Source organism: Christiangramia oceanisediminis (assembly GCF_022570735.2).
Classification (GTDB): Bacteria; Bacteroidota; Bacteroidia; order Flavobacteriales; family Flavobacteriaceae; genus Christiangramia; species Christiangramia oceanisediminis.
The window spans coordinates 205,303-229,279 of sequence record NZ_JANCNS010000003.1 but is presented as its reverse complement, the minus strand read 5'-3'; the positions used below and the strand labels follow the sequence as shown (position 1 = coordinate 229,279).

Sequence of the window (23,977 nt, the reverse complement as noted above, 5' to 3'; positions counted from 1 at the left end):
GTGCGGGAAGGAGGTAGTACATTTCTGGGGTTTTCCTTTACACAAATCAATTAAACTCATCTAATGTATGGAATTTAAATTACTGGACCTGATAGTTTTTATCACCTATGGTCTCGTTATTATTGGAATTGGCCTTTGGGTATCCCGCGGAAAGGGAAAAACTTCAGAAGATTACTTCCTGGCTAGTAAATCGCTTCCCTGGTGGGCGATTGGTGCTTCTCTGATCGCTGCCAATATTTCGGCAGAACAGTTTATCGGGATGTCGGGTTCAGGTTTCGCGCTTGGATTGGCCATCGCTTCTTATGAATGGATGGCAGCACTTACCTTGATCATTGTAGGTAAATTCTTCCTGCCAATTTTCATCGAAAAGAAGTTATACACCATACCCGAATTCATAGAGGTTAGATACAGCAAGAATCTAAAGACCATTTTAGCCGTATTCTGGATATGTCTTTTCATCTTCGTAAACCTGACTTCTGTACTTTATCTTGGAGCTACGGCCCTGGATACTATTATTGGAGATGGTGATGGTTCCATCTTTATGGCCAGTATCATAGGGCTGGCGCTTTTTGCTGCGGCCTATTCACTTTACGGCGGACTTTCGGCCGTTGCCTGGACAGATGTTGTACAGGTAGTACTGCTGGTAGCAGGTGGTTTGATCACGACTATTATAGCCCTGGGACATGTTTCTGATGACGGGAATATCTTCAGCGGAATGGTTAAGGTGTACAACGAGGTGCCAGAGAAATTCTCCATGATCCTTGATAAGGGAGAGATCATTACGCCTAATGGAAAGGACGCCTGGTGGGATCTTCCCGGCTTAGCCGTTCTTGTTGGAGGAATGTGGGTTGCTAACCTTTACTATTGGGGTTTCAACCAGTATATCATTCAGCGTACCCTGGCTGCAAAAAGTTTAAAGGAATCTCAGAAAGGTATTGTACTGGCCGGTTTCTTAAAGCTTCTTATCCCGCTTATTACCGTAATCCCCGGAATTATTGCTTTTGTAATGAATACCGATGCGGGTGGAAATATCGTAACCGGGGTGACCGATGCTTCCTTCTTTGGAGGTAACGGGCAGGTAATCAATGACAATGCAGCACCCTGGTTGATCAAGGAATTCGTTCCTACAGGTCTTAAAGGATTGGTGCTGGCGGCCCTTGCTGCAGCGATCGTTTCCTCACTGGCTTCGATGCTTAACTCAACAGCCACTATCTTTACCATGGATATCTATAAGCCCTTCTTTCACAAGGAAGGTGGTTCTGAGCAGAGACTTGTGAACGTAGGTCGTATGACCGCTGCTGTATCTCTAGTTATTGCTATCATTATCGCTCCTCAGCTTAAGAATCTCGGGCAGGTATTCCAGTATATCCAGGAATATACAGGAGTAGTGAGTCCGGGTATCCTGGCGGTATTCATGCTTGGTCTTTTCTGGAGAAAAACCACCAACAAGGCGGCTATTTGGGGTGTATTGATATCTATTCCAATCGCGCTTTATTTTAAGGTTGGACCAAACGGGTGGATAGATTCACCCTTCTTTATCACCTGGCCGTTCATGCACCAGATGATGGCAACCTGGATCCTTACCATGCTTATCATGATAGGAATAAGTTATGCTGAAACCGGAGGAAAGATTCAGGAGAAATCTATCAAACTTACCAAAGGACTGTTCAAAACAGGACGGGTTTTCAATATTGGGAGTATCATCATAATTATTATCCTGGCACTTTTATATGCCTTATTCTGGTAATCAGTAAAAATTTGATTTAAAAAAAGATCTCAAGGTTTACACTTTGAGATCTTTTTTTTTGTGCCGAATTAAGGCTTTTTCTGAAATGATCTACAAGTTACTTACCAGGGTATTTTCCATCCGGGCTTATGAAATATGGTTGATCTGGGTTAAACTGAATATTAAACGTAATATTTACATTAATTTTTTCCAGACTTATACTTTCAATTTCTATCTTTATGTAAATTTTAATTAATGACCCAAAAAATTCCTGATCTCTACCAGGTTAAAGAGAAGATGTATGTGGCCACAGACTGCATCATTTTTGGCTTTGATAGCGGAAAATTGAAACTGCTTTTATTCAAGAGGCTGGTAGAACCGCTTAAGGGACGCTGGTCTTTAATTGGAAGTTTTGTTAGGCTGGATGAAGATATCGATGTTGCAGGGAAGCGGGTTTTAAAAGAGATAACGGGTCTTGACAATGTTTTTATGCAACAGCTAAAAACCTACGGTAAGAAAGATCGCGACCCTGGCTACAGGTGTATTTCTGTTGCTCAGTATGCCCTTATAAGCAGTGATGAACATGATGAGGATCTCATAAATGAAAAGAAGGCTCACTGGTTCGAAATTAAGGATCTTCCAGGCCTGATTCTCGATCATGAACAGATGGTTCAGGATGCGCTGGAGCAGCTTAGGAATAATGCACGGTACAAGCCAATAGGTTTTGAGCTGCTACCGGAGAAGTTCACCCTGCCACAATTACAGAGCTTATATGAGGCCATCTATCAGGTAAAATTGGATTCCCGAAATTTCAGAAAAAAGGTTCTGTCTCTCAATGTGCTTGAAAAACTGGATGAAAAAGACAAATCTGCCAGTAAGAGGGGAGCCTTCTTATATAAGTTTGATTATAACAACTACAATAAATTACGTGAATCGGGTTATCATTTTGTGATTGCCTAGCAACTTTTTATAGTATGAAAAGAAGAGATGTTTTAAAAAATATTGGGCTGGGAGTAGGCCTTATGGGCATGGGAAATATTCCGTCCATTCTGGCTGCTGAAGCTGATAACTCCTTTAAAGGAAAGATCAATCATTCGGTTTGCCGCTGGTGTTACCAGTTTATTCCTCTTGAAGAATTTGCCCAGGCCTGTTCCAGGATCGGGATTAGCGCCATCGACCTTTTAAAACCTTCAGAATGGGAGACCGTTGAAAAATACGGACTCGTTTGTTCCATGGCTACCGATGATTTTGCCAGTATTACCAACGGTTTTAATGATCCCGCCAATCACGAACATCTTCAGAATTCCTATAAAGGCCTTATAAAAAAAGCTTCTGAACATAAAGTTAAGAATGTTATCTGTTTCTCCGGAAACCGAAACGGGATGGACGAGGAAACCGGTATTCAAAATTGCGTAAAGGGATTAACGCCCTTGCTCGAGTATGCCGAAGGCTTGGAGGTGAACCTTGTGATGGAATTGCTTAATAGCAAGGTTGATCATCCAGATTATATGTGCGATCATACCGAATGGGGCGTGAAACTGGCCCAAAGACTAAACAAACCCAATTTTAAGTTGCTTTACGATATCTATCATATGCAGATCATGGAAGGTGATGTGATAAGGACCATTCGTGAAAATCATGAGTATATAAATCACTACCACACTGGTGGGGTGCCCGGGCGTAATGAGATCAACGATTCCCAGGAACTTAATTATCCGGCGATCATGCAGGCGATCTACGATACCGGTTTCGATGGTTATGTAGCCCAGGAATTCATCCCTACTTATGATGATAAACTTTCGGCACTAAAAGAAGGAATCCAAATCTGCGATATTTAAAGAATTATGTTTTTGAAAATGAACAAAACAAAGCTGATTTTCGGCCTTTTTGTGCTCTTATTCAGCCTGAACTCCACGGCTCAGGATTCAAAAGGTACTGTGTATGTAGATGAGAACGGAGTAATGCGATGGAGTGGAGGAGAAGAGGTCAAAGGTTTTGGGGTGAACTACTCGGTACCCTTTGCTCATGCTTACCGAAGCGCTGAAAAGAAAGGCCTGGATATCAAGGCTGAAATGGATAAAGATATCTACCATTTTACAAGGCTCGGATTCGATCTGTACCGTCTTCACGTCTGGGATACCGAAATAAGTGACGAGCAGGGAAATCTCTTGGAAAATGAACACCTGGAGGCCTTTGATTACCTGCTCAGCCAGTTAAAGGATCGCGATATCAATTTCGTGATCACTCCTATTGCCTACTGGGGAAATGGCTGGCCTGAGCCCGATGAGGATACGCCGGGATTTTCAGATAAATATGGAAAGGAAAAGAGCCTTACTGATCCTGAAGCTATCAAAGCGCAGCAGAATTACCTGGCCCAGTTCCTCGAACATGTAAATCCGTATACCGGTGTTGCGTATAAGAACGAACCAAATATCATCGCCTTTGAGGTGAGCAATGAGCCGCACCACAGGGGAGAACCTGAAGAGGTGAAGGAATTCATCAACAAGATGGTTTCAGCAATGCGGAGTACAGGTAGCGAAAAGCCAATTTTCTATAACGTGAGTCACAGCGTTCATCTTGCCGAAACTTATTTCGACTCCAACATTCAGGGAGGAACCTTTCAATGGTATCCAACAGGCCTTGGGTTTCAGAAGGAACTTGAAGGGAATTTGTTGCCAAATGTGAATGATTATAACATTCCTTTTGATGAAGTTATTCAGGCTAGCGGAAAAGCCAAACTGGTCTACGAATTCGATGCGGCCGATGTGAACAAATCCTATATGTACCCGGCCATGGCCAGAAGTTTCAGGGAGGCAGGCATACAGATCGCAACGCATTTTGCCTACGATCCAACCTTCCTGGCCTACGCGAATACCGAGTATAATACGCATTATATGAACCTGAATTATACCCCGCATAAAGCCCTGGCATTGATGATCGCTTCGAAGATTTTCCATGAAGTGGAGTTGGGGAAAGACCTGGGAACCTATCCCGAAAACCTTGAATTCGGGAATTTCAAAATTTCTTATGAAGGAGATATTGCGACCTATGCATCGGAAGATGAATTCATTTACACCAATTCAAGCAATCAGCAGGCTGAAAATATTAGTGAGCTGAAAAGCCTCTCGGGTCATGGTAGTTCTACTGTAGTGGACTATAATGGTAAAGGAGCCTATTTCCTCGACAAACTTGAAGATGGCGCCTGGAGACTGGAGGTGATGCCAGACCCGGTTCTGATCAAAAACCCCTTCGGAAGCAATAGCCTCGAAAAGACCGTTTCCGTGATAAGCTGGAAAGAAAATGAAATGAAACTCGATCTACCTGATCTTGGTACTGATTTCAGCATTCAAGCGCTCAATGATGGGAATGAATATAATTCAGAAGCCGAAAATTCTAAATTTCGTATTTCGCCCGGAACTTATTTGCTCAGTGCCAAAGGAACTGAAATAGACCTTGCCAAGGCGGGGAAGAACCTGAGAGTTCCGCTAAATGCCTTCGAAGCGCAGTCTTCAACAGTAGATGAAACCTACCTGGTTCATGATCCTGTTAGCGTAGCCCCGGCTGGTCAAACTTTTGATTTGGAATTGAGTGCAGTTTCCAAATCGGAAATTGAAAAAATTGAAGCCTGGTTCAGGAACGGGAATGTATATGAGTCGGTTGAACTAAAGGCTGAAAACAACTATGATTATTCGGTTGAAGTTCCGGCTAAACTACTAGAGCCTGGTTTCCTTGAATATCGCATTATCGTAAAAACCAAAGCCGGCGATCACACTTTTCCCGGCGCTTATGATGGCAGCCCGGCCGACTGGGATTTTTACGGAGAAGAACTTTATTCAACAAGGATCGTTCAGGAAGATTCACCAGTTTATTTGTTCCATGCAGAAAACGATCACGAAAACCTGGTGCGGCCCTGGACGCCTGGAAATAAACTGGTTCCTACAGGAGAGAATTCTGCGGAATACCATGTCAAGATAGATGAATTGTTCGAAGAAGATGTTGAGAACCTGGGCGCTGAGCCTGTCTATGATTATTCGTTTCGCTATAATTTCAGAAAGAAATTAGGTAACCGAACTATCAATAGTAAGAATAAACTGGTTCTAAAGGCGCGTTCGCCTGGAAACACCACAAAGAAAATGCAGGTGGCCCTGGTAATGGATAATGGAGCCGCTTTTGGAAAAATAGTAGAATTAGGCCCGGAATTGAAAGAGATCGAGATCGACCCTACCGATCTCCAGCCTGTGAAAACCGTCACTCTTCCAAGACCCTACCCGGGTTTTTTACCCTACTATTTTGATCATGAATATTCCGGAGATCTTGAACTGGAGAAAGTCGAGAGCGTTCAATTTTCGATTGGCCCTGGAATGACTGCTCAGGAGTTAAAGCAGCCTCATGAGGTAGCGATCGAAAGCCTAAGAATTGAGTGAATGATTTAGTTTTTAATCAAAAAAAAGTCCCGCGATTGCGGGACTTTTTTTCAGCTATAACAGAAAAATTAACCACATTTAGAAGAACCGCAGTCCTTACAGGTTAAGCATCCTTCCTGGTATATCAGATTTGAGGAGTTACAATTATTACATTTTTCTTTCTTAGCCACTGTTCCGTCAGCGATATAACGCTTCAAGGCTCGAACCACACCATTTTTCCAGGTGTTGATAGATTCACTGTCCAGCTGAAGGCTGTTGATAAGGTCTACCACGTTGTCTATAGACATTCCGTGACGCAGCGTACTGGAGATCAGTTTCGCGTAGTTCCAGAATTCTGGGTTGAACTTGTGAGAAAGGCCTTCGATAGTGGTCTTATAACCTCTTTTGTTCTCATACTGGAAGTCATATCTCGAGGTTCCGTCTTCATTTCTGGCCTTGATGATATAACCTTCGCTAACCCATCTTGGAAGAAGGATTCCTTCTTCGTCATCGGCAAAACCGGTAAAGATCTCGTAAGGTCTTCCGTCAACAAGTCCGATGAAGGCGATCCATTTATCCTTGTTATTCTGGAAACGAACTACATCTGCAGTTAGTGTTTCTGGTCTTTTTAGCGGGAAATTACCACCCGTAGTTTCCTCTTCTTCTTTTTTCTCTTCGTTAGAAATAAGAACTCCAGATCTTGAACCATCACGGTAAACAGTTACTCCCTTACATCCTGCCTCCCAGGCTTCAAGGTATAGTTTTCCAACAAGGTCTTCACTAACATCATTAGGAAGGTTGATGGTCACACTAATCGAGTGGTCTATCCACTTTTGAACGGCTCCCTGCATCTTCACCTTGCTTAACCAGTCTACGTCGTTAGAAGTAGCCTCGTAATAAGGAGAAAGTTTCACCAGTTTATCCAGTTCTTCGTTGCTGTAGTTCTTTTCGGTATCATGTCCCTGAACTTTCATCCATTCTTTGAAACGGTGGTGGAAAACCACGTATTCTTCCCATGAATCTCCAACTTCATCCACGAAATCTACCCGTGCATTCTTATCATTTGGATTTACCTTTCTTCTTCTTTTGTAAACTGGTAAAAATACCGGCTCGATCCCGGAAGTAGTCTGCGTCATCAAACTGGTTGTACCGGTAGGAGCGATGGTTAGAAGCGCAATATTACGTCTTCCGTATTCCAGCATATCGTAATAAAGCTTTTCATCGGCATCCTTCAGTCTTAGGATGAACGGATTATCTTTTTCTCTTTCTGAATCGAAAATGGAGAATGCACCTCTTTCTTTTGCGGTATCAACTGAAGCCCTGTAGGCAGCAAGCGCGATATTCTTGTGAATATCTACCGAAAAGTCAATTCCTTCCTTGCTTCCGTATTTGATACCAAGGCCTGCAAGCATGTCACCTTCAGCAGTGATGCCAATTCCGGTTCTTCTTCCTTCGTAAGCTTTTTTGCGAATGTTAAGCCAAAGATTTTTTTCAACAGATTTGATCTCCTCGCTTTCGGGATCTGCATCGATCTTTTCAAGGATTCGGTCGATCTTCTCCAATTCAAGGTCGATGATATCGTCCATGATCCTTTGTGCAGCTCCAACGTGTTTTTTGAACAATTCGTAGTTGAATTTTGCATTCTCAGTGAAAGGATCTTCTACATAAGAATAGAGGTTTATGGCCAATAGCCTGCACGAGTCATAAGGACAAAGCGGGATCTCTCCGCAAGGATTGGTAGAAACCGTTTTGTAACCAAGGTCTGCATAGCAATCTGGCACCGACTCATTGATCACGGTATCCCAGAAAAGGATTCCTGGTTCAGCGCTTTGCCATGCGTTGTGAACGATCTTTTTCCACAGTTTTTCCGCCTTGATCTCCTTTGAGAACTTCGGATTGCTGCTGAAAACCGGGTATTTTTGAGTATAATCGGTATTATTTTTTACCGCTCTCATGAATTCATCATCTATTCTAACCGAAACATTGGCGCCTGTAACTTTGCCCTGTTCCATTTTAGCATCGATGAAATCCTCGGCATCCGGGTGATTGATAGAAACCGAAAGCATCAGTGCTCCACGTCTTCCATCCTGGGCCACCTCTCTTGTAGAGTTGGAGTAGCGCTCCATAAACGGAACGATCCCGGTAGAAGTTAGCGCAGAGTTCTTTACGGCAGATCCCTTAGGACGGATGTGAGACAGGTCATGACCCACGCCACCTCGTCTTTTCATCAGCTGTACCTGTTCCTGGTCTATCTTCATCACTCCACCATAAGAATCTGAATCACCATCATTTCCAATCACAAAACAGTTAGACAGCGATCCAACCTGGTATGGATTTCCAATTCCGGCCATAGGGCTACCCTGAGGAACGATATATTTGAAGTTCTTGATAAGGTCAAAAACCTCATCCTCGGTCATAGGATTAGGGTATTTCTTTTCAACCCGGGCAATTTCTTTCGCAATACGCCTGTGCATGTCATCAGGAGTAAGTTCATAGATATTCCCATCGGAATCTTTAAGGGCATATTTGTTCACCCAAACCCTTGCGGCCAGGTCATCTCCTTTGAAGTATTTTAAGGAAGCTTCATAAGCCTGCTCCTGGGTAAAAGTTTTCGGAGCAACTGGTTTTTCTTGTACAGGCATAGAAATGAGTTTTTTAGATTAGTATATCCTCGTTCGAGAGGTATAAATCTAATTAAAGAAATGAGATTACAAGCAGGTTGTTAAAGAAAAGTTATCAAGAAAAAGTTGTTAATATATTGATTATCAGTAAAATAAAAATTTACTAACAACCGAAAGTTGACAAATAATGAAAATTTATTTTTTTGTGTTTGGAAATAGTCTACAGGCAGGCGAGTGGCTATTTTTCCAGGCAATAACAAAGGAAACTGCAATATTTTTAAAAAAAAGAGGCTCCGCTGGGAGGCGGAGCCGTCTTGAATTAACACCTATGAAAATTCAAAAAATAAAGTGTTTTATTCGGTTATAGACCAGATCGAATATCCATTTGAAGGAGCTTCGATGGTTACCGCACCATTTTCATCGGAGGTAGGGTTATAAGTTGAGTTACCACTATAGTCCATAAGGGTAACATTATTCCAGTTTGAACTTACAGAACGTCTTTTTGTGCTGTTGCTAATGCTAATATATAGAATTAATCCGGGATTGGTACCGGTACCAGCTCTTTTCATCACATATTCATCTTCATCTATATACAGAATTTCAGTATCACCAGTGGCAATGCTGTTATGGATCTCGATGAGGTTCTTTATTTCATCCTGGAAATCAGTGTTTTCATAATCTGAATAAAAGATAGTTGGGTATCCCGGATGCGTTAGAATATAAGCGTAGGCTTTCATTTTATTTGAAGATTTTATGAAATTATCTTCATTTGAATCCTTTTCGGTATCATGATTTGCGGTAAAAGTGACCGCCTTTTCCGGATGTGTTTTCCATAACATATCCTGGTCCAGGGTATTTAGATCTTCAAAACGGTCCAAGCCTTCTTCCAGCTTATAGAATGTTGCGAAATCGAAAGCACCGCTTCCGGTCTCGTTCACATAATCACGAAGCACAGAGGCTCTTCCGTCCCAAAGTTCAGCAACCGAAAATCCACCAACTTCATCCAGCCAGGCTTTTACGACCCATGGCTCAAACCCTAACACGTAATCGAATCGCCAGCCATCAAAGCCCATTACGTTCTTGTAATATTTGGCAACCGAATTGTCCTTTTTCCATAACCAGTCCTGAACATACTCACGGTGGTGATCCAGGTTTGATTCTGCATAGAAAAGGCTTCCTGGATCATACTGGCTCACACTGTTAGGATAGAAATATTCATAGTTCCTGTTGAACATCCCGGAAGCATTTCCATGTTCTTCATCGAACAGGGTATAGGTTTCATAACCCCTGTAAGGGTTGTACTCCAATCCGCCGCCCGAATTATGGTTGATCACGATATCCGCGATCACTTCCACGTCATTCTGATGTGCGGTGCTGATCAATTCCTCTAATTCTTCCCTTGATCCAAATCGGGTTTCTGTGGTACCATGCTGATTATAATTTCCGAAGTCATAATAATCGGAAACATCATATCCCATAGAATATCCTCCAGACTGTCCTTTGGTGGCCACAGGCAACCAGAGTCGGTTGATCCCGGCATCAGCCCATCCACCAACTTTATCGGTTAGATTGGTCCACCATTCAAAACGAGGCTCTACATCCCAGTAGAAAGCCTGCATCATTACCCTGCTGCCATTGTCGTATGCCGAAAGATCTATCGGCTCCGGGTTGTCTGGTTGTGGTTCCGGATCGGGATCTGGCTGGCCGGTTACATCATCTGTAGGATCTATTTCTGAATCATCGCTGGAACAGGATGATAGCCCCATGAAAAGAGCCAGTATCCAGAGGATCAATATTTTATTCAATTTCATAATTTCAATTTTTAGAAAAAAAAGGCTGCACAAAGGCAGCCTTTTCATCATTCATTTCATTTTATTCTTCAGCCTGAGGGATCAGGATATATCTTCCAGTCAGGTCATTGAACCAAACATCATAAACTCCTTCCTCAGCGGTCATATTATCTCCACTACCATAATTAGACTGGTCACTAAGTGCAGATGAAGCAACACCCCAGTTATCGGCCCAATCATCGTTTGCTCTGAATTTGAATTCACCAGCGGTCATTTCCAAATCATTGATGTACCAGATATGCGGATCAAATTCAGACTGAGTCATATCAGTATCAGCATCCCATCCACCGGCTTGAGCTGGTCCAATGATTCCAATAGAGGCATAAGTTGCAGCTCCACTTTCATCTACTTCTTCCCAGGTATAGGTCATATCATCAACATTTACCATAAGGCTGTAGTAAGCATCGGCATCAACCGAGAATGCTGCCGGATCATCAGTATCTCCTGGGTTTACGCCAAGAACACCGTCAGTTCCACCCCATTGAGGCTGCCACTGTCCAAGAACTTCAAGTAGCTTGAAGCCTTCAACATCATCACCACCAGCAAATCTACCCTGAAAATAGAACACGTTGTCATTCTCTGGATCTCTGAACATAGGTGTGTTGTTGTTGTTATTGTTCCAGCCTGCAGCTGTAGCATCTCCTACAAAGAACAGGTTCATTTTGGTTTCAGGCTCTTCCTCTCCAACTTCCGGAAGGGTAACATTCAAAGAAACGACTTCACTCATTTCCTCTAAAGCATTTCCGTCTCCAGAACCGGCATAAGCACGTACTCTGAAATAAACCATCCCTGTATTAGGCATTTCGGTATTAGGGTCGTTGTCCAGTCCAGCATCTTCTGCAAGGGCAATCATTTGCCCAACTGTCACTCCTAAATTGGTTTGAGAAGTAGACCCGATCACATCAAAACTGCTGAAATCTGAACTTGCAGATCCCTGCAATTCATAAGTAACCGTTGTAGGCGCGCCAAAATCAACCTCGTTCCAGACAAAACGTTCTGCGAGGTTTCCTGAAACCTGGGAGGTTAGCGTGTAATTAGATGCAAAAGTGTTGGTAAACATAACCCCTTCTGGATCGGGCTGTGCTACGAATACCACGTCATCGTCATGCTCACAGGATGATAGGCCTACGAGTGCAACTATAAATAGTAAGAAAATTGAAAACTTTTTCATTTTGAGTCTGTTATAATATTAATATCCTGGATTTTGTACTAAGTTGGTGTTTACTCCCAGATCTGAAGCCGGGATTGGGAAAATATTCCTGAAAGGCTGGGTGGTAGTTCCCTGCGGTACTCCACCTTTAAATGGCCAGATGCCGTTCTCTGTGAACAGGTTGAAACGGATCAGGTCTGTCCTTCTGTGTGCTTCCCAGTACAATTCTCTTGCTCTTTCGTCTATGATGAAGTCAAGGTCAAGGTCTGAGGCAGAAATGTTGTTATCTGAATTTCCATACGCACGCTCTCTCAATTCATTGATATATTCAACGGCCTGGGCTTCGCTACCGCCACCACCTCTTAGGTGAGCTTCAGCATACATCAGATACGCATCTGCCAGGCGGAACATTGGGAAATCGGTATCCGGGAAGTCTCCGGTTGGGTCAGACCCGGGATTACCCTGGGTATCAACATTCTTGAATTTGGTCACAGCGTAACCATCAGTAAAACTGGAAATATCACTGATCTCCTTAGACTGACCTTCGGTAAAGAACAAAGCTCTTTCGTCTTCCACATCTTCAATGGGGTTGTCTTCATCGTCAAGGAACTTGTTCACAAGGGCAGAAGTGGTTCTTATACCAGCCCATCCGCCATTGATCCCAAAATCTGCCGGATCCATATCGCCTCCAACAGCAGCATGAACTATAAAGGTCATTCCTCCATAGGCCTGGGTTTCGATCCCATCAAAAGTAATTGGGAAAATAACCTCATTCTGGGCTCCATTGGTATCGTTATCTGCCAGGAATAATTTCTGGTAATCATCTACAAGGCTGAAACCTGCATCTGCGATACGGCTGGTATAATCTATAACCTCAGCGCTCCGGTTTTCACCATTGTATACTTCAGCATTTTGATACAGTTTTGCAAGCAGCATCCAAACCGCTGCCTGGTCTGCTCTACCATATTCGTTCTGGTTTGCAGCTACGATCGTGCTTTCGATGTCAAGAAGTTCGCCTTCGATATAATCAAACAGCTCGGCTCTCTGGATCTGCTCTGGAAGAAAAGCTCCAATTGGATCCTCTTCGGTTACGAAAGGAGGGTTTCCAAACAGGTCCAGCGCATGATAGTAACTAAGTGCTCTTAGGAATCTTGCTTCAGCTCGAAAATCTTCGATATCGTTTCTAAGAGATGATTCCACTCCTCTTGAATCCAGTTTTTCCGGAGTTGTTTGTCTCAGGAATTCATTCGCCTGAGCAACCTGGTACATGATCCTTGAGTACATGGTTCTTATGAACTCGTTACCTGAGGTCCAGTTCTGGTTATGAAGGTCTTTGATCGTACCATCGTTCCAGCCAATTACGGCTTCATCGGTGGTAAGCTCCTGTAATTTCCAGTATAATCTAAGGTACTGTGAGAATCCTTCGTCCAGACCTACAAGGTCGGGTTGTCCGGCAGGGCCTTCCTGCCCGCTTATCGCTAATCCGGCATATAATTTTGCAAGAAACTGCTTATAAGCGTCAGGATCTTCAAAACTTGCCTCCGCAGTAAGCCGGTTATCTTCCGGTTGCAAGTCCAATTGATCCTCACAAGACCAAAACATGGCCATACTTGCAAAAATTATCAGAAATGTTTTTAATCTATTGAACATAACTATGTGTGTTATTGTGTTTTTTAAAATGTTAAGCTTAACCCAAGCACGAAGTTTCTTGACCTTGGATAGAAATTGTTATCAATTCCATTGAAAATTTCAGGATCAAGTCCCTCGTAGTTGGTAATAAATAGAACGTTCGTTGCAGTAAATGAGGTCCTGAAATCTACCTCCTCAAAAGGGAAGGTATATCCAAGGCTAATGTTGTCCAGCTTCACAAAATCTGCAGACTGGATGTAATAATCAGAGAAATACTGGTTATCAACAAAATTGGTTTCAAGAACGTTTGTGTTTAGGTTCGCATAATAATCCTGTGGAGTATTAGTAGCTGCCCCGAGGAATGCATTGGATTGTGTATTGTTATAAATATAGTTTCCAAAGTTTCCTCTAAAGGTGAAGCTAAAATCCAGGTTCTTGTAGTTCATCGTATTGGTTAATCCCATAAAGTAATCTGGAGTTGCCTTTTTGTAAGGCTGCCTGTCGGCTTCCGTGATTGCGTTATCTCCGTTAACATCTACGTAAGCACCTTCGATAGGGTTTCCATCTGTATCATAAACCTGACGGAACACAAAGAAAGTATAAGGGTCATAGCCTTTTTTCCAAAGCTGAATGGTGTTACCAACAGCACCTCCAATTCCTCCCTGTGGGATAAAGAAATTAGGATCATCGCCTAATGAAAGTGCGGTAATTTCATTCTCCTGGAAAGTGATGTTATAATTTACACTCCAGTTAAAGTTCTCTGAACGTGCGATATCACCTCCTATTGCGATCTCAAGCCCGCGGCTTACCGTTTCACCAACATTCGTTACCAGCTGGTCTGTAAGGTTAGCTCCCGCAGGAACAGGTACCGATGCAAGAAGGTCTGATGTTTGGCGATAATAAGCATCAACCGAACCATTTAGCCTGTTATCAAAGAATCCAAAATCTATACCGGCATTCCAGTTCTTAAGTGCCTCCCATTTGATGTTCTCATCAAATTCTTCAGGTCTTAAAGTGGGGAAGAATTGATTCCCAAACTGGTAATTGGCGCCATTTATACTGGGGGTGTAAATACCAAGGTAGCCATAGTTAGGACCAATTTCCTGGTTACCGGTCTCTCCGTAACCACCTCTAATCTTTAATTCAGAAACAAATCCGGAATTAAGTAGAAATTCCTCGTTGTGCAATTTCCATCCTACAGAAGCTGAAGGGAAACCACTCCACCTGTTCTCTGGTGCGAATCTTGAAGACCCGTCGTATCGGTAACTGGCAGAAACCAGGAATCTGTCGTCTATATCAAAGCTCGCCCTGGCGAAATAAGACTCCAGTGCATTTCTATTTATTGAAGGAATTCTTTCTACTATCTGGTTAGATGTCTGGTTGAAGAATCTACCGGTAAAGTTCTGATAGAACTCCTGGTAAGAATGTCCTACCGTGAAATCTACATCAATAGAAGAGAATTCGTTCTTATAATTAAAGTATGTATCCAGTAACAGGTTTCGGTTAATATTAAAGTATTCTTCGAAAGTCCCACTGTCTCCAGCAACGATTGCAGAAGTTACAGGTCTTGAATTGCTGCCTTCATTTTCTGCATAATCAAAACCAGCATTAACAGTGAATTCAAGTCCTTCCAGGAATGGTATTTCATAAACGGCATTCAGGTTCGTGATGTTTCTTCTAACTACGCCTGTATTATCAAATTGTTCAAGAGTTGCCAGCGGGTTCCTGGTTGCAAGTCGCAATTCGTCATTTGTAGTGTTCCCGTTTCTGAATTCGAAATATCCATCAAACGGACTCGTTGGATCATAGACCGGCTGAGTTGGATCAAAAGCGATCGCTCCTCCAATGGCTCCCTGGTCTGCAAAACTTGAATTTTCTATAATTCCTTTTGACGTAAGGGTAAGTTTTAAAGACCTGTCGAATAAATCCTGGTTAAGAGCTATGTTTAAAGAGTTTCTTCCGTAGTAATCGGTTTTTAGAACACCGGTTTGCTGGGTGTTGTTGTAATTGATTCGGTACGTGAAGTTTTCAAAACCCTGGGTAGCTGTGAAATCATGAATCGCACCTACTGCGGTTTTGTAAATTTGATCCTGCCAATCGGTATTGGCATCTCCAAGAAGAGAAGGATCGGTGTTTGGTTGACTTTCTATTAGTTCACGAAACTGGTCTGCATTTAGAACATCCACTTTGTCCATTATATTGCCAACCGATGCTTTTACATCATAGGTAAAACGAAATGGTGACTCTTTCTTACCTTTTTTAGTGGTAATAAGGATAACCCCGTTAGATGCCCTGGAACCATAAATAGAAGTTGCGGCTGCATCCTTAAGAACAACGAAATCTTCGATCTCGTTCGGGTTGATGGTATTCAGGGCGTTTCTTGATCCTGTAACACCTCTTTGATCTAAAGGTACCCCATCTACCACGATAAGCGGAGAGTTGTTTGCCGAAAGCGATGAACCACCTCTTATTCGAATGGTTCCTCCAGATCCTGGTGCACCTGAAGCTGGAGTGATCTGCACCCCGGCCGATTTACCAGCTATAAGTTGTTCAGGAGACACTACAGCACCCTGGTTGAATTCTTCCGGGGAGATCTTTTGAACCGCTCCGGTCGCATCCTGTTCAGAAGTACTACCATATCCAATTAAAACCACCTCATCTAGTGTGGCCTGATCTTCGTCTAATACGACGTCTAAAGTTGACTGTCCTTCGTAGGGGATCTCTTCAGTAGCGAAACCTAAAAAGGAGAAGGTAAGTATATCTCCTTCTGATACATTCTGAATGGTATAGTTACCATCGAAATCGGTGGTAGTACCATTAGTAGTACCTTTTACAATGACATTTACCCCTGGGATAGGCATTCCAGTAGCCCCTTCGGTTACTGTACCGCTTACCACGTTCTGGGCAAAAAAGCTCATTGGCAGTAAAAACAGCAATAACAAAGAGCTTTTAAATAAAGTTTTCATAAATTTTGTGTTGGGTTTTTAATTAAATTAACCTTACATTTTTCACTTCCTGAGTTAAATGTACGTAAATTTTAACACGATTTTTAATAAACCCGCGCCAGCACTGGCACGAAATCGTTTTCGTGTTGAAAACTTTCAAATATTAACAAATTGCCAAACTGAATACATTAATTTTATACAGAATATAATAATTTCCCCTGAAACTAAGAATTATATAACCCCATGAGACCTAAACTAACACTAAAACAAATCGCTAAGGAACTGGATGTTTCGATTTCTACAGTTTCGAAAGCACTGCGGGATAGTCCCGAAATTGGAGAAGATACGCGGGAAAAAATTAAGGCCTTTGCCAAGTTCTATAATTATAAGCCAAACAATATTGCTCTTAGCCTTAAGAACCGTAAGACCAAAACCATTGGGATCATAATTCCCGAGATCGTACATCACTTTTTTACTACCGTTATAAGCGGTGTGGAGAAGGTCGCCAATGAGATGGGTTATAATGTGATCATTTGCCTTTCTGATAACTCCTTCGATAAGGAAGTGATCAACATGGAAATGCTCGCGAACGGGAGTACAGATGGCTTTATTATGTCCCTTGCAAAGGAGACCATGCAAAAAGGGGATTATCACCATCTTATTGAAGTTATAAGCCAGGGAATGCCATTGGTTCTTTTTGACCGGGTTGTAGACCAGATATTATGTGATAAGGTGATCATAGATGATGTTCTTGGAGCCCAGAAGGCAGTTCAGCATTTGATAGATATTGGTTGTAAGAGAATAGCCTTGCTTTCAACCGTGGATTATGTAAGTGTTGGAAAATTACGAACCCAGGGTTATAAGCTGGCTCTAGAGGAGAACGATTTCGAGCTGGATGAAGATCTAATTCTGAAGATAGAGGAAATGGAAGAGAGCGAAGAAAAGATCGAACATTTTTTAAAGGATAAGGACGTGGACGGAATTTTTGCCGTAAATGAACATTTTGCCATTTCAGCCATTAAATATATCCAGGAACATGGAAAACGTGTTCCGGAAGATGTGTCGGTCATCGGTTTTACTGATGGTGAATTGTCAAAGCGTTTTATTCCCAGTTTAACAACGGTTAGCCAGCATGGCACCCGAATGGGAGAAGAGGCGGCTCGTATCCTTATTGAAAAACTGGAAAAGACCCCGGGTGAAGATGAACAGTATCGAACCGTGATCGTGGAGACGGGGCTGGTGAAGAGAAATTCTACAAAATCCTTGAAATGAGTGAATAATTTCAAATAATCTATATATTTGCCAAGATTGAAATTTATCAGAACTTACATTTTTTACTTCCTACCTAATTAAGTTTTGATAAGTCATCGTGCTTATCGTAATCATTAAAACTTACGATATGCGTAAACGCAGATTAAGCTTCTGGGAGATCTGGAACATGAGTTTCGGGTTTCTGGGAATCCAGATGGGATTCGCTCTTCAGAATGCAAATGCCAGCCGTATTTTACAAATCTTTGGTGCCGATGTTCACGAACTTTCGTGGTTCTGGTTGGTTGCACCGCTCACCGGGCTTATTGTACAGCCCATTATTGGTTATTATAGCGATCGAACCTGGACTAAACTGGGTAGGCGAAGACCCTTCTTTCTTACTGGAGCTATTCTGGCTGCCGTAGGTTTGATATTAATGCCAAATGCCGATTTGTTCACGGCCATCCTGCCTTCCCTGTGGATTGGTGCCGGAATGCTGTTTGTGATGGATGCATCTTTTAATGTCGCCATGGAGCCTTTTCGTGCCCTGGTGGCCGATAACCTGCCTTCAGACCAGCGAACGCTGGGCTTTAGTGTGCAAACCGTACTTATCGGGATTGGAGCTGTGATAGGTTCCTGGCTGCCGTATGCGATGACCAACTGGTTTGGAATTTCCAACCAGGCCGAAGTAGGGGAGGTGCCACTACACTTACTATTATCTTTTGTTATTGGTGCGGCTATCCTTGTGGGAAGTATTCTGGTTACCGTGATCACTACCAGGGAATATTCTCCTGAAGAGCTTGATGCCATGGAGGAACCAGGTGAGGTGGAAGTGGCTGAAACTGAAAAGTCCAGCCTGATGGATATTTTCTCCGATTTCAGCAAAATGCCCGAAACCATGCGCCAGCTTAGCTGGGTACAGTTCTTTTCATGGTTCGGATTATTTGGAATGTGGGTGTTTTCGGTGCCGGCAATTGCACATCATATATACGGACTTCCGGTAACCGATAGCAGCAGCGAAACTTACAACAACGCGGGTGACTGGGTTGGAATTCTGTTCGGAATTTACAACGGGGTTTCGGCTATTTTCGCGTTTTTCCTTCCGGCAATAGCCCTGAAGCTGGGCCGGAAGAAAACACATATGATCTCCCTGATCATAGGTGGTTTGGGACTTCTGTCTATTTACGTGATGCCAGATGAAGACTGGTTGATACTTTCCATGGTTGGTGTTGGAATCGCCTGGGCCAGTATCCTGGCCATGCCTTACGCCATATTAGCCGGGTCTATACCTGCCAGGAAAATGGGGGTTTATATGGGGATTTTCAATTTCTTCATCGTAATCCCACAAATTATCAATGCGCTGATCGGCGGACCTATGGTCAAGTATCTATATGGAGGAGATCCAATTTATGCACTTATGACCAGCGGTGTTTCGTTTCTTATCGCGGCAATACTGACTTTACGAATACATGATGTTGATGAACCAACAAAAATTACTGAATGATGAAAGATAGCAGAGCAGTCATTTTCGACTTAGATGGAGTAATCGTTGATACGGCCAAATTTCATTTTTTGGCCTGGCGGAAACTGGCAAATGACCTTGGCTTCGATTTTACTGAGGAACAAAATGAGCAATTAAAAGGGGTGAGTCGGGAAGACTCATTGAAGAAAATATTGAATTGGGGAAACGTTGAACTTTCTGAAGAAGAATTCAAAAGACAAATGGCCCTGAAGAATGAAAATTACCTGGGTTATGTAAATAAGATGGATGAATCTGAAATGCTTCCCGGGGTATCAAGGGTTCTGACCTACCTGGAAGAGAACAACATCCCTTTCGCACTGGGTTCTGCCAGTAAGAATGCGCGGCCTATACTTAAGATTTTGAAAATACAGGATAAGTTTTCAGCCATCGTAGATGGAACAGATGTTAGCAAGGCAAAGCCAGACCCTGAAGTGTTCCTTATCGCTGCTGAAAAAATGAATAAAAAGGCTGAAGCCTGCATCGTTTTTGAAGACTCGGTGGCGGGAGTGCAGGCTGCAAATATTGCGAATATGACCAGTATCGGGATTGGTGATAAAAACGTGCTTCAGGAGGCCGATCATGTTTTTGCCGATTTCACTGAGATTGAATTAGAATTTATAGAACAATTATTGAGAAAAGAGAAATAATGAATCAAGATTATATAAAACCAGACGAATGGTCCATCATCGAGGAAGATTTTGATCCGGGAAGGGTTAAATCTTCTGAAAGCCTTTTCAGCATTGGAAATGGAGCCATGGGGCAGCGTGCCAATTTCGAGGAACATTACTCGGGACCAAGCTTCCAGGGAAGCTATATTGGTGGGGTATATTATCCAGACAAAACCAAAGTTGGCTGGTGGAAGAACGGGTACCCGGAATACTTTGCAAAAGTACTGAATGCTCCAAACTGGATCGGGATCAATGTTTTTGTAGATGAGGAGCAATTAGACCTGTACACCTGTAAGAAAGTTGATAACTTCAGGAGGGAGCTCAATATGAAGGAGGGTTACCTGGCCAGGAGTTTCGAGGCAGAATTGCCAAACGGAGTCGAAATTAGGGTAGAGGCGGTTCGCTTTCTTTCAATAGTGAACGATGAACTGGGTGCTATCAAATTTGAAGTTACTCCTTTAAACAGGAATGCAGAAATTAGGTTTGATCCTTATCTTGACGGAAGCATCACTAATACCGATGCGAACTGGGAGGAACGATTTTGGGAAACACTGGATGTCAGGGCAGAAGAAGAACGAGCTTTTATAGTTTCCAGGACCCTGAAGACCCACTTTAATGTTGGAACTTATATGCAGTCCCAGGTTTTTCAGAATGGACAAAAACTGGACCTGCAGCCAGAAGTAAGGAAAAACGAAGACCGGGTTTCTTTCAAATATCAGGTTTCAGCAAAAAAAGGCGAAACTGCCGGGATCATAAAATTTGCCGGCTATGTGTCTGATATGAATCATAATAAGACTGAACTTATTCAGGCAGCCAATGAAAACCTGGATGCTGCGATCGCTTCAGGCTTTGATAAATTAAGAACCGAACAAAAGGAAGCCTGGGCAAAGATCTGGGAAATGGCAGATATCACTATATCTGGTGACGTAATGGCTCAGCAGGGAATTCGTTTCAATATCTTCCAGCTTAACCAAACCTACCTTGGGAAGGATGAAAGACTGAACATTGGACCAAAAGGATTTACCGGTGAAAAGTATGGTGGAAGCACCTACTGGGATACCGAGGCTTATTGTATTCCGTTCTACATGGCTACCAAAGATCAGCAGGTTGCAAGGAATTTATTGACCTACCGTTTTAATCATCTGAAAAAAGCCCAGGAGAATGCTGAAAAATTAGGTTTTGGCAACGGTGCGGCTTTATACCCGATGGTGACCATGAACGGGGAGGAAAGTCATAATGAATGGGAGATCACCTTCGAGGAGATTCACAGGAATGGAGCCATGGTCTTTGCTATCTATAATTATGTGAGATTTACAGGTGATTTCGATTATATCCCGGAAATGGGTCTGGAAGTCATGATCGCGATCGCGCGATTCTGGCACCAGCGAGCCAATTTTAGTGAACCAAAGAATAAATATGTGATACTTGGGGTGACCGGCCCTAATGAATACGAAAATAACGTTCATAATAACTGGTATACGAACTATATCGCCAAATGGTGTATCGAATACTGCCTGGAAATGATCGATAAGGTCAAAGACGGCTATGAGGATGATTATCACCGTGTCATGAGCCATGTGTCACTTAACGAAGGAGAGATTGCCGAATGGAGAGAAGTGGCAGAACAAATGTATTTTCCGTATTCCGAAAAACTTGGTGTGTATCTTCAGCAGGACGGTTTCCTTGATAAGGAGATCATCCCGGTTGATCAGCTGGATAAAAAACACCGTCCTATCAACCAGAAATGGAGCTGGGATCGTATCCTTAGATCCTGTTATATCAAACAGGCCGATGTATTGCAGGGATTCTATTTCTTTGAAGATCACTTCAGCAAGGAAGACCTGGAAAAGCATTTCGATTTTTACGAGCCGCTTACTGTTCACGAATCCTCGCTTTCTCCCTGTGTACACAGTATTCAGGCTGCCGTCCTGGGACGAATGGAGCAGGCCTATCAATTCTACCTGCGAACTTCCCGTCTTGACCTGGATGATTATAATAAGGAAGTTGAACAGGGTTGCCATATTACCAGTATGGCGGGTACCTGGATGAGCATTGTAGAAGGTTTCGGGGGTATGCGGGTCGTTGATGATAAACTATCATTTAAACCCCAGATTCCGGAACAATGGAAAGCTTACAGCTTTAAGGTGAATTTCAGGGACCGGATACTCAAGGTAGATGTTTCGGCTGAAAAGACCGAATTCAGCCTGGAAGGCGAAGATGCTATCGACATCCTGGTTAATGGCAAAAAGCTGGAAGTTAAGCCAGATATGAAACTTAGTGTTTAAATTTCAAGCCTGTTCGTTTATTCGAACGGGCTTTTTAAATTCAGAAAATATGAAAAAATTAATCTTGCTTTTTGCATTGATCACCGCCGCTAATGGCTTTTCACAGATCGATCGGGTAGAGCCTCCAAACTGGTGGATCGGATTCGAGGATAACAGTCTTCAGCTATTGGTTCATGGTGAAAATATGGGTAATTACGAGCCCAGTATAGACCATGAAGGTGTAAAAATTGAGAAGACACATAAAGCCGATAGCCCTAATTATTTGTTTATCGATGTGATTATTTCTGAAAATGCCAAAGCCGGTACTTTTGATATCGTTTTTGAAGATTCTGAAGGTGATGCTCAAACTTACGAATACGAGCTGAAGGAGCGCAACCGGCCGGAAGAGCATTTTATCGGTTTTGATAATACCGATGCTATCTACCTGATCACGCCCGACCGATTTGCGAATGGAGACACTTCTAATGATACCGATGCCAGTTTGAATGAAAAGACCATCGACAGAGCAGACGATTATGCCCGTCATGGCGGGGACATTCGAGGCATCATAGATCACCTTGACTATATCGACGAAATGGGCTTTACGGCTATCTGGTCGTCACCATTGCTAATCAATGATATGAAGTCAGGGTCTTACCACGGTTACGCGATCACCGATTTTTACAGGGTGGATCCTCGCTTCGGGAGTCTGGAAGAATACAAGGAACTGGTTGAAAAAACCCGCGAAAAGGATATCAAGATCATCATGGACCAGGTTGCAAACCATTCCGGTGTGGAACACTGGTGGATGAAGGATCTTCCATTTGATGACTGGGTAAATTACCAGCAGCGATTTGAAGATGGGGAAGAGATCGTGTATTCGAATCACCGAAGAACCACCAACCAGGATCTGTACGCTTCAGAATATGATAAAAAGAGAATGAATGACGGCTGGTTTGTAAGAACCATGCCCGATCTAAACCAGCGCAACCCGTTTATGGCTGAATATATCATCCAGAACAGCATCTGGTGGATAGAAACACTTGGGCTTGGAGGAATTCGCCAGGATACCTATCCCTATCCTGATAAGGAATTCATGGGCGAATGGGCCGGAGCGATCATGAAGGAATATCCCAATTTCAATATTGTTGGTGAGGAATGGAGCAGCAACCCGTTGTTGATTCGTTACTGGCAGGATGGAGTAGATAATGGTTATGATTCCAATTTAAGGTCTACCATGGATTTCGCGATGCAAACCAATATTGTCCAGGGACTTAACGAGGATGAAAGCTGGGGCACAGGTCTGATCAAATTATATGATGGCCTTGCCAATGATTTCGCCTATGCTTCCCCGGAAGATATCCTCCTTTTTCCGGATAATCATGATATGAGCCGAATTTATACCCAGCTGAAGGAAGATGTACCGAATACGAAAATGGCGCTGAGTTACATCCTGGTCCTGCCAAGGATCGTCCAGATCTATTACGGAACCGAAATTTTGATGGATGATACGGCAAAACCGGGCGACCACGGGCTGATAAGAACCGAATTTCCTGGCGGCTGGAGCGACAGCGAATCAAATGCCTTTACCGGTGAGGGACTTTCTTCAGAAGAAAAGGACATGCAAAACTTCCTGAAGACCCTGCTTAATTACCGCAAGAACAGCCAGGCTATTCAGAACGGGAAAACCAAACATTTCGCTCCTGAAGCCGGAACTTACCTGATCTCCAGAAGTTCAGGTGATGAGACCGTTGTTCTTATTCTGAACAAGAACGAAGGAAATACCCAGCTGGAACTTGATCGTTTTTCTGAACTGGGCCTTGAAAATGCACAATTAAGGAATGTGATCACCGGCGAGACCCTAAAATGGGATGATAAACTTGAACTTCCTGCACGAGGCGCCTATTTCCTAAGTACCAAATTGAACTAATTATATTTTAAAACTGAATTT

The 23,977-nt window shown here is 42.9% G+C and carries 14 protein-coding genes; 9 read left to right on the top strand and 5 right to left on the bottom strand.

Annotation, left to right across the window (positions count from 1 at the left end):
* Nucleotides 1–67: 67 nt before the first annotated feature.
* The 4 genes from MKO06_RS13715 to MKO06_RS13700 all read left to right on the top strand — a co-directional run bounded on the left by MKO06_RS13715 (nt 68) and on the right by MKO06_RS13700 (nt 6,150).
* On the top strand, nt 68–1,747 hold the full coding sequence (locus MKO06_RS13715) for a sodium/sugar symporter (RefSeq protein WP_241552635.1): 1,680 nt from the start codon (nt 68–70) through the stop codon (nt 1,745–1,747).
* Nucleotides 1,748–1,981: 234 nt separating this feature from the next.
* Nucleotides 1,982–2,686: an NUDIX hydrolase gene (locus MKO06_RS13710; RefSeq protein WP_241552634.1), complete on the top strand. Its 705-nt coding sequence runs from the start codon at nt 1,982–1,984 to the stop codon at nt 2,684–2,686.
* Between the two features lie 14 nt (nt 2,687–2,700).
* Complete coding sequence (locus tag MKO06_RS13705) at nt 2,701–3,564, top strand: hydroxypyruvate isomerase family protein (protein WP_241552633.1); 864 nt, start codon at nt 2,701–2,703, stop codon at nt 3,562–3,564.
* Between the two features lie 18 nt (nt 3,565–3,582).
* A complete protein-coding gene (locus MKO06_RS13700) occupies nt 3,583–6,150 on the top strand; it encodes a cellulase family glycosylhydrolase (RefSeq protein ID WP_241552632.1) in 2,568 nt (855 codons plus the stop codon).
* Between the two features lie 68 nt (nt 6,151–6,218).
* Here MKO06_RS13700 and MKO06_RS13695 read toward each other — a convergent pair whose 3' ends face one another.
* From MKO06_RS13695 to MKO06_RS13675, 5 genes are all read right to left on the bottom strand, one after another.
* Nucleotides 6,219–8,771 (bottom strand): adenosylcobalamin-dependent ribonucleoside-diphosphate reductase, encoded by a 2,553-nt coding sequence (locus MKO06_RS13695; RefSeq protein ID WP_241552631.1) that lies wholly within the window; start codon nt 8,769–8,771, stop codon nt 6,219–6,221.
* 332 nt (nt 8,772–9,103) lie between these two features.
* Nucleotides 9,104–10,561, bottom strand: coding sequence for an alpha-amylase (locus MKO06_RS13690; RefSeq protein ID WP_241552630.1), 1,458 nt, complete (start codon nt 10,559–10,561; stop codon nt 9,104–9,106).
* Nucleotides 10,562–10,622: 61 nt separating this feature from the next.
* Complete coding sequence (locus tag MKO06_RS13685) at nt 10,623–11,771, bottom strand: SusE domain-containing protein (RefSeq protein ID WP_241552629.1); 1,149 nt, start codon at nt 11,769–11,771, stop codon at nt 10,623–10,625.
* 18 nt (nt 11,772–11,789) lie between these two features.
* A complete protein-coding gene (locus tag MKO06_RS13680) occupies nt 11,790–13,400 on the bottom strand; it encodes a RagB/SusD family nutrient uptake outer membrane protein (protein ID WP_241552628.1) in 1,611 nt (536 codons plus the stop codon).
* A 23-nt stretch (nt 13,401–13,423) separates the two neighbouring features.
* Nucleotides 13,424–16,345: a SusC/RagA family TonB-linked outer membrane protein gene (locus MKO06_RS13675; protein ID WP_241552627.1), complete on the bottom strand. Its 2,922-nt coding sequence runs from the start codon at nt 16,343–16,345 to the stop codon at nt 13,424–13,426.
* 222 nt (nt 16,346–16,567) lie between these two features.
* Here MKO06_RS13675 and MKO06_RS13670 point away from each other — a divergent pair, with 222 nt between their 5' ends.
* From MKO06_RS13670 to MKO06_RS13650, 5 genes are all read left to right on the top strand, one after another.
* Nucleotides 16,568–17,596: a LacI family DNA-binding transcriptional regulator gene (locus MKO06_RS13670; protein ID WP_241552626.1), complete on the top strand. Its 1,029-nt coding sequence runs from the start codon at nt 16,568–16,570 to the stop codon at nt 17,594–17,596.
* Between the two features lie 127 nt (nt 17,597–17,723).
* Nucleotides 17,724–19,076, top strand: coding sequence for an MFS transporter (locus MKO06_RS13665; RefSeq protein ID WP_241552625.1), 1,353 nt, complete (start codon nt 17,724–17,726; stop codon nt 19,074–19,076).
* The gene (pgmB, locus tag MKO06_RS13660; protein ID WP_241552870.1) at nt 19,076–19,741 is read left to right on the top strand and encodes a beta-phosphoglucomutase; all 666 of its coding nucleotides are present in this window, start codon (nt 19,076–19,078) and stop codon (nt 19,739–19,741) included. Before MKO06_RS13665 ends, pgmB begins: the two co-directional genes overlap by 1 nt.
* A complete protein-coding gene (locus MKO06_RS13655; protein ID WP_241552624.1) occupies nt 19,741–22,047 on the top strand; it encodes a glycoside hydrolase family 65 protein in 2,307 nt (768 codons plus the stop codon). The genes pgmB and MKO06_RS13655 overlap by 1 nt, the downstream gene beginning before the upstream one ends.
* A gap of 49 nt (nt 22,048–22,096) precedes the next feature.
* Nucleotides 22,097–23,956 carry a glycoside hydrolase family 13 protein gene (locus MKO06_RS13650; RefSeq protein ID WP_241552623.1) on the top strand — a complete coding sequence of 620 codons (1,860 nt, stop codon included), beginning with the start codon at nt 22,097–22,099 and terminating at the stop codon, nt 23,954–23,956.
* Nucleotides 23,957–23,977: the final 21 nt, after the last annotated feature.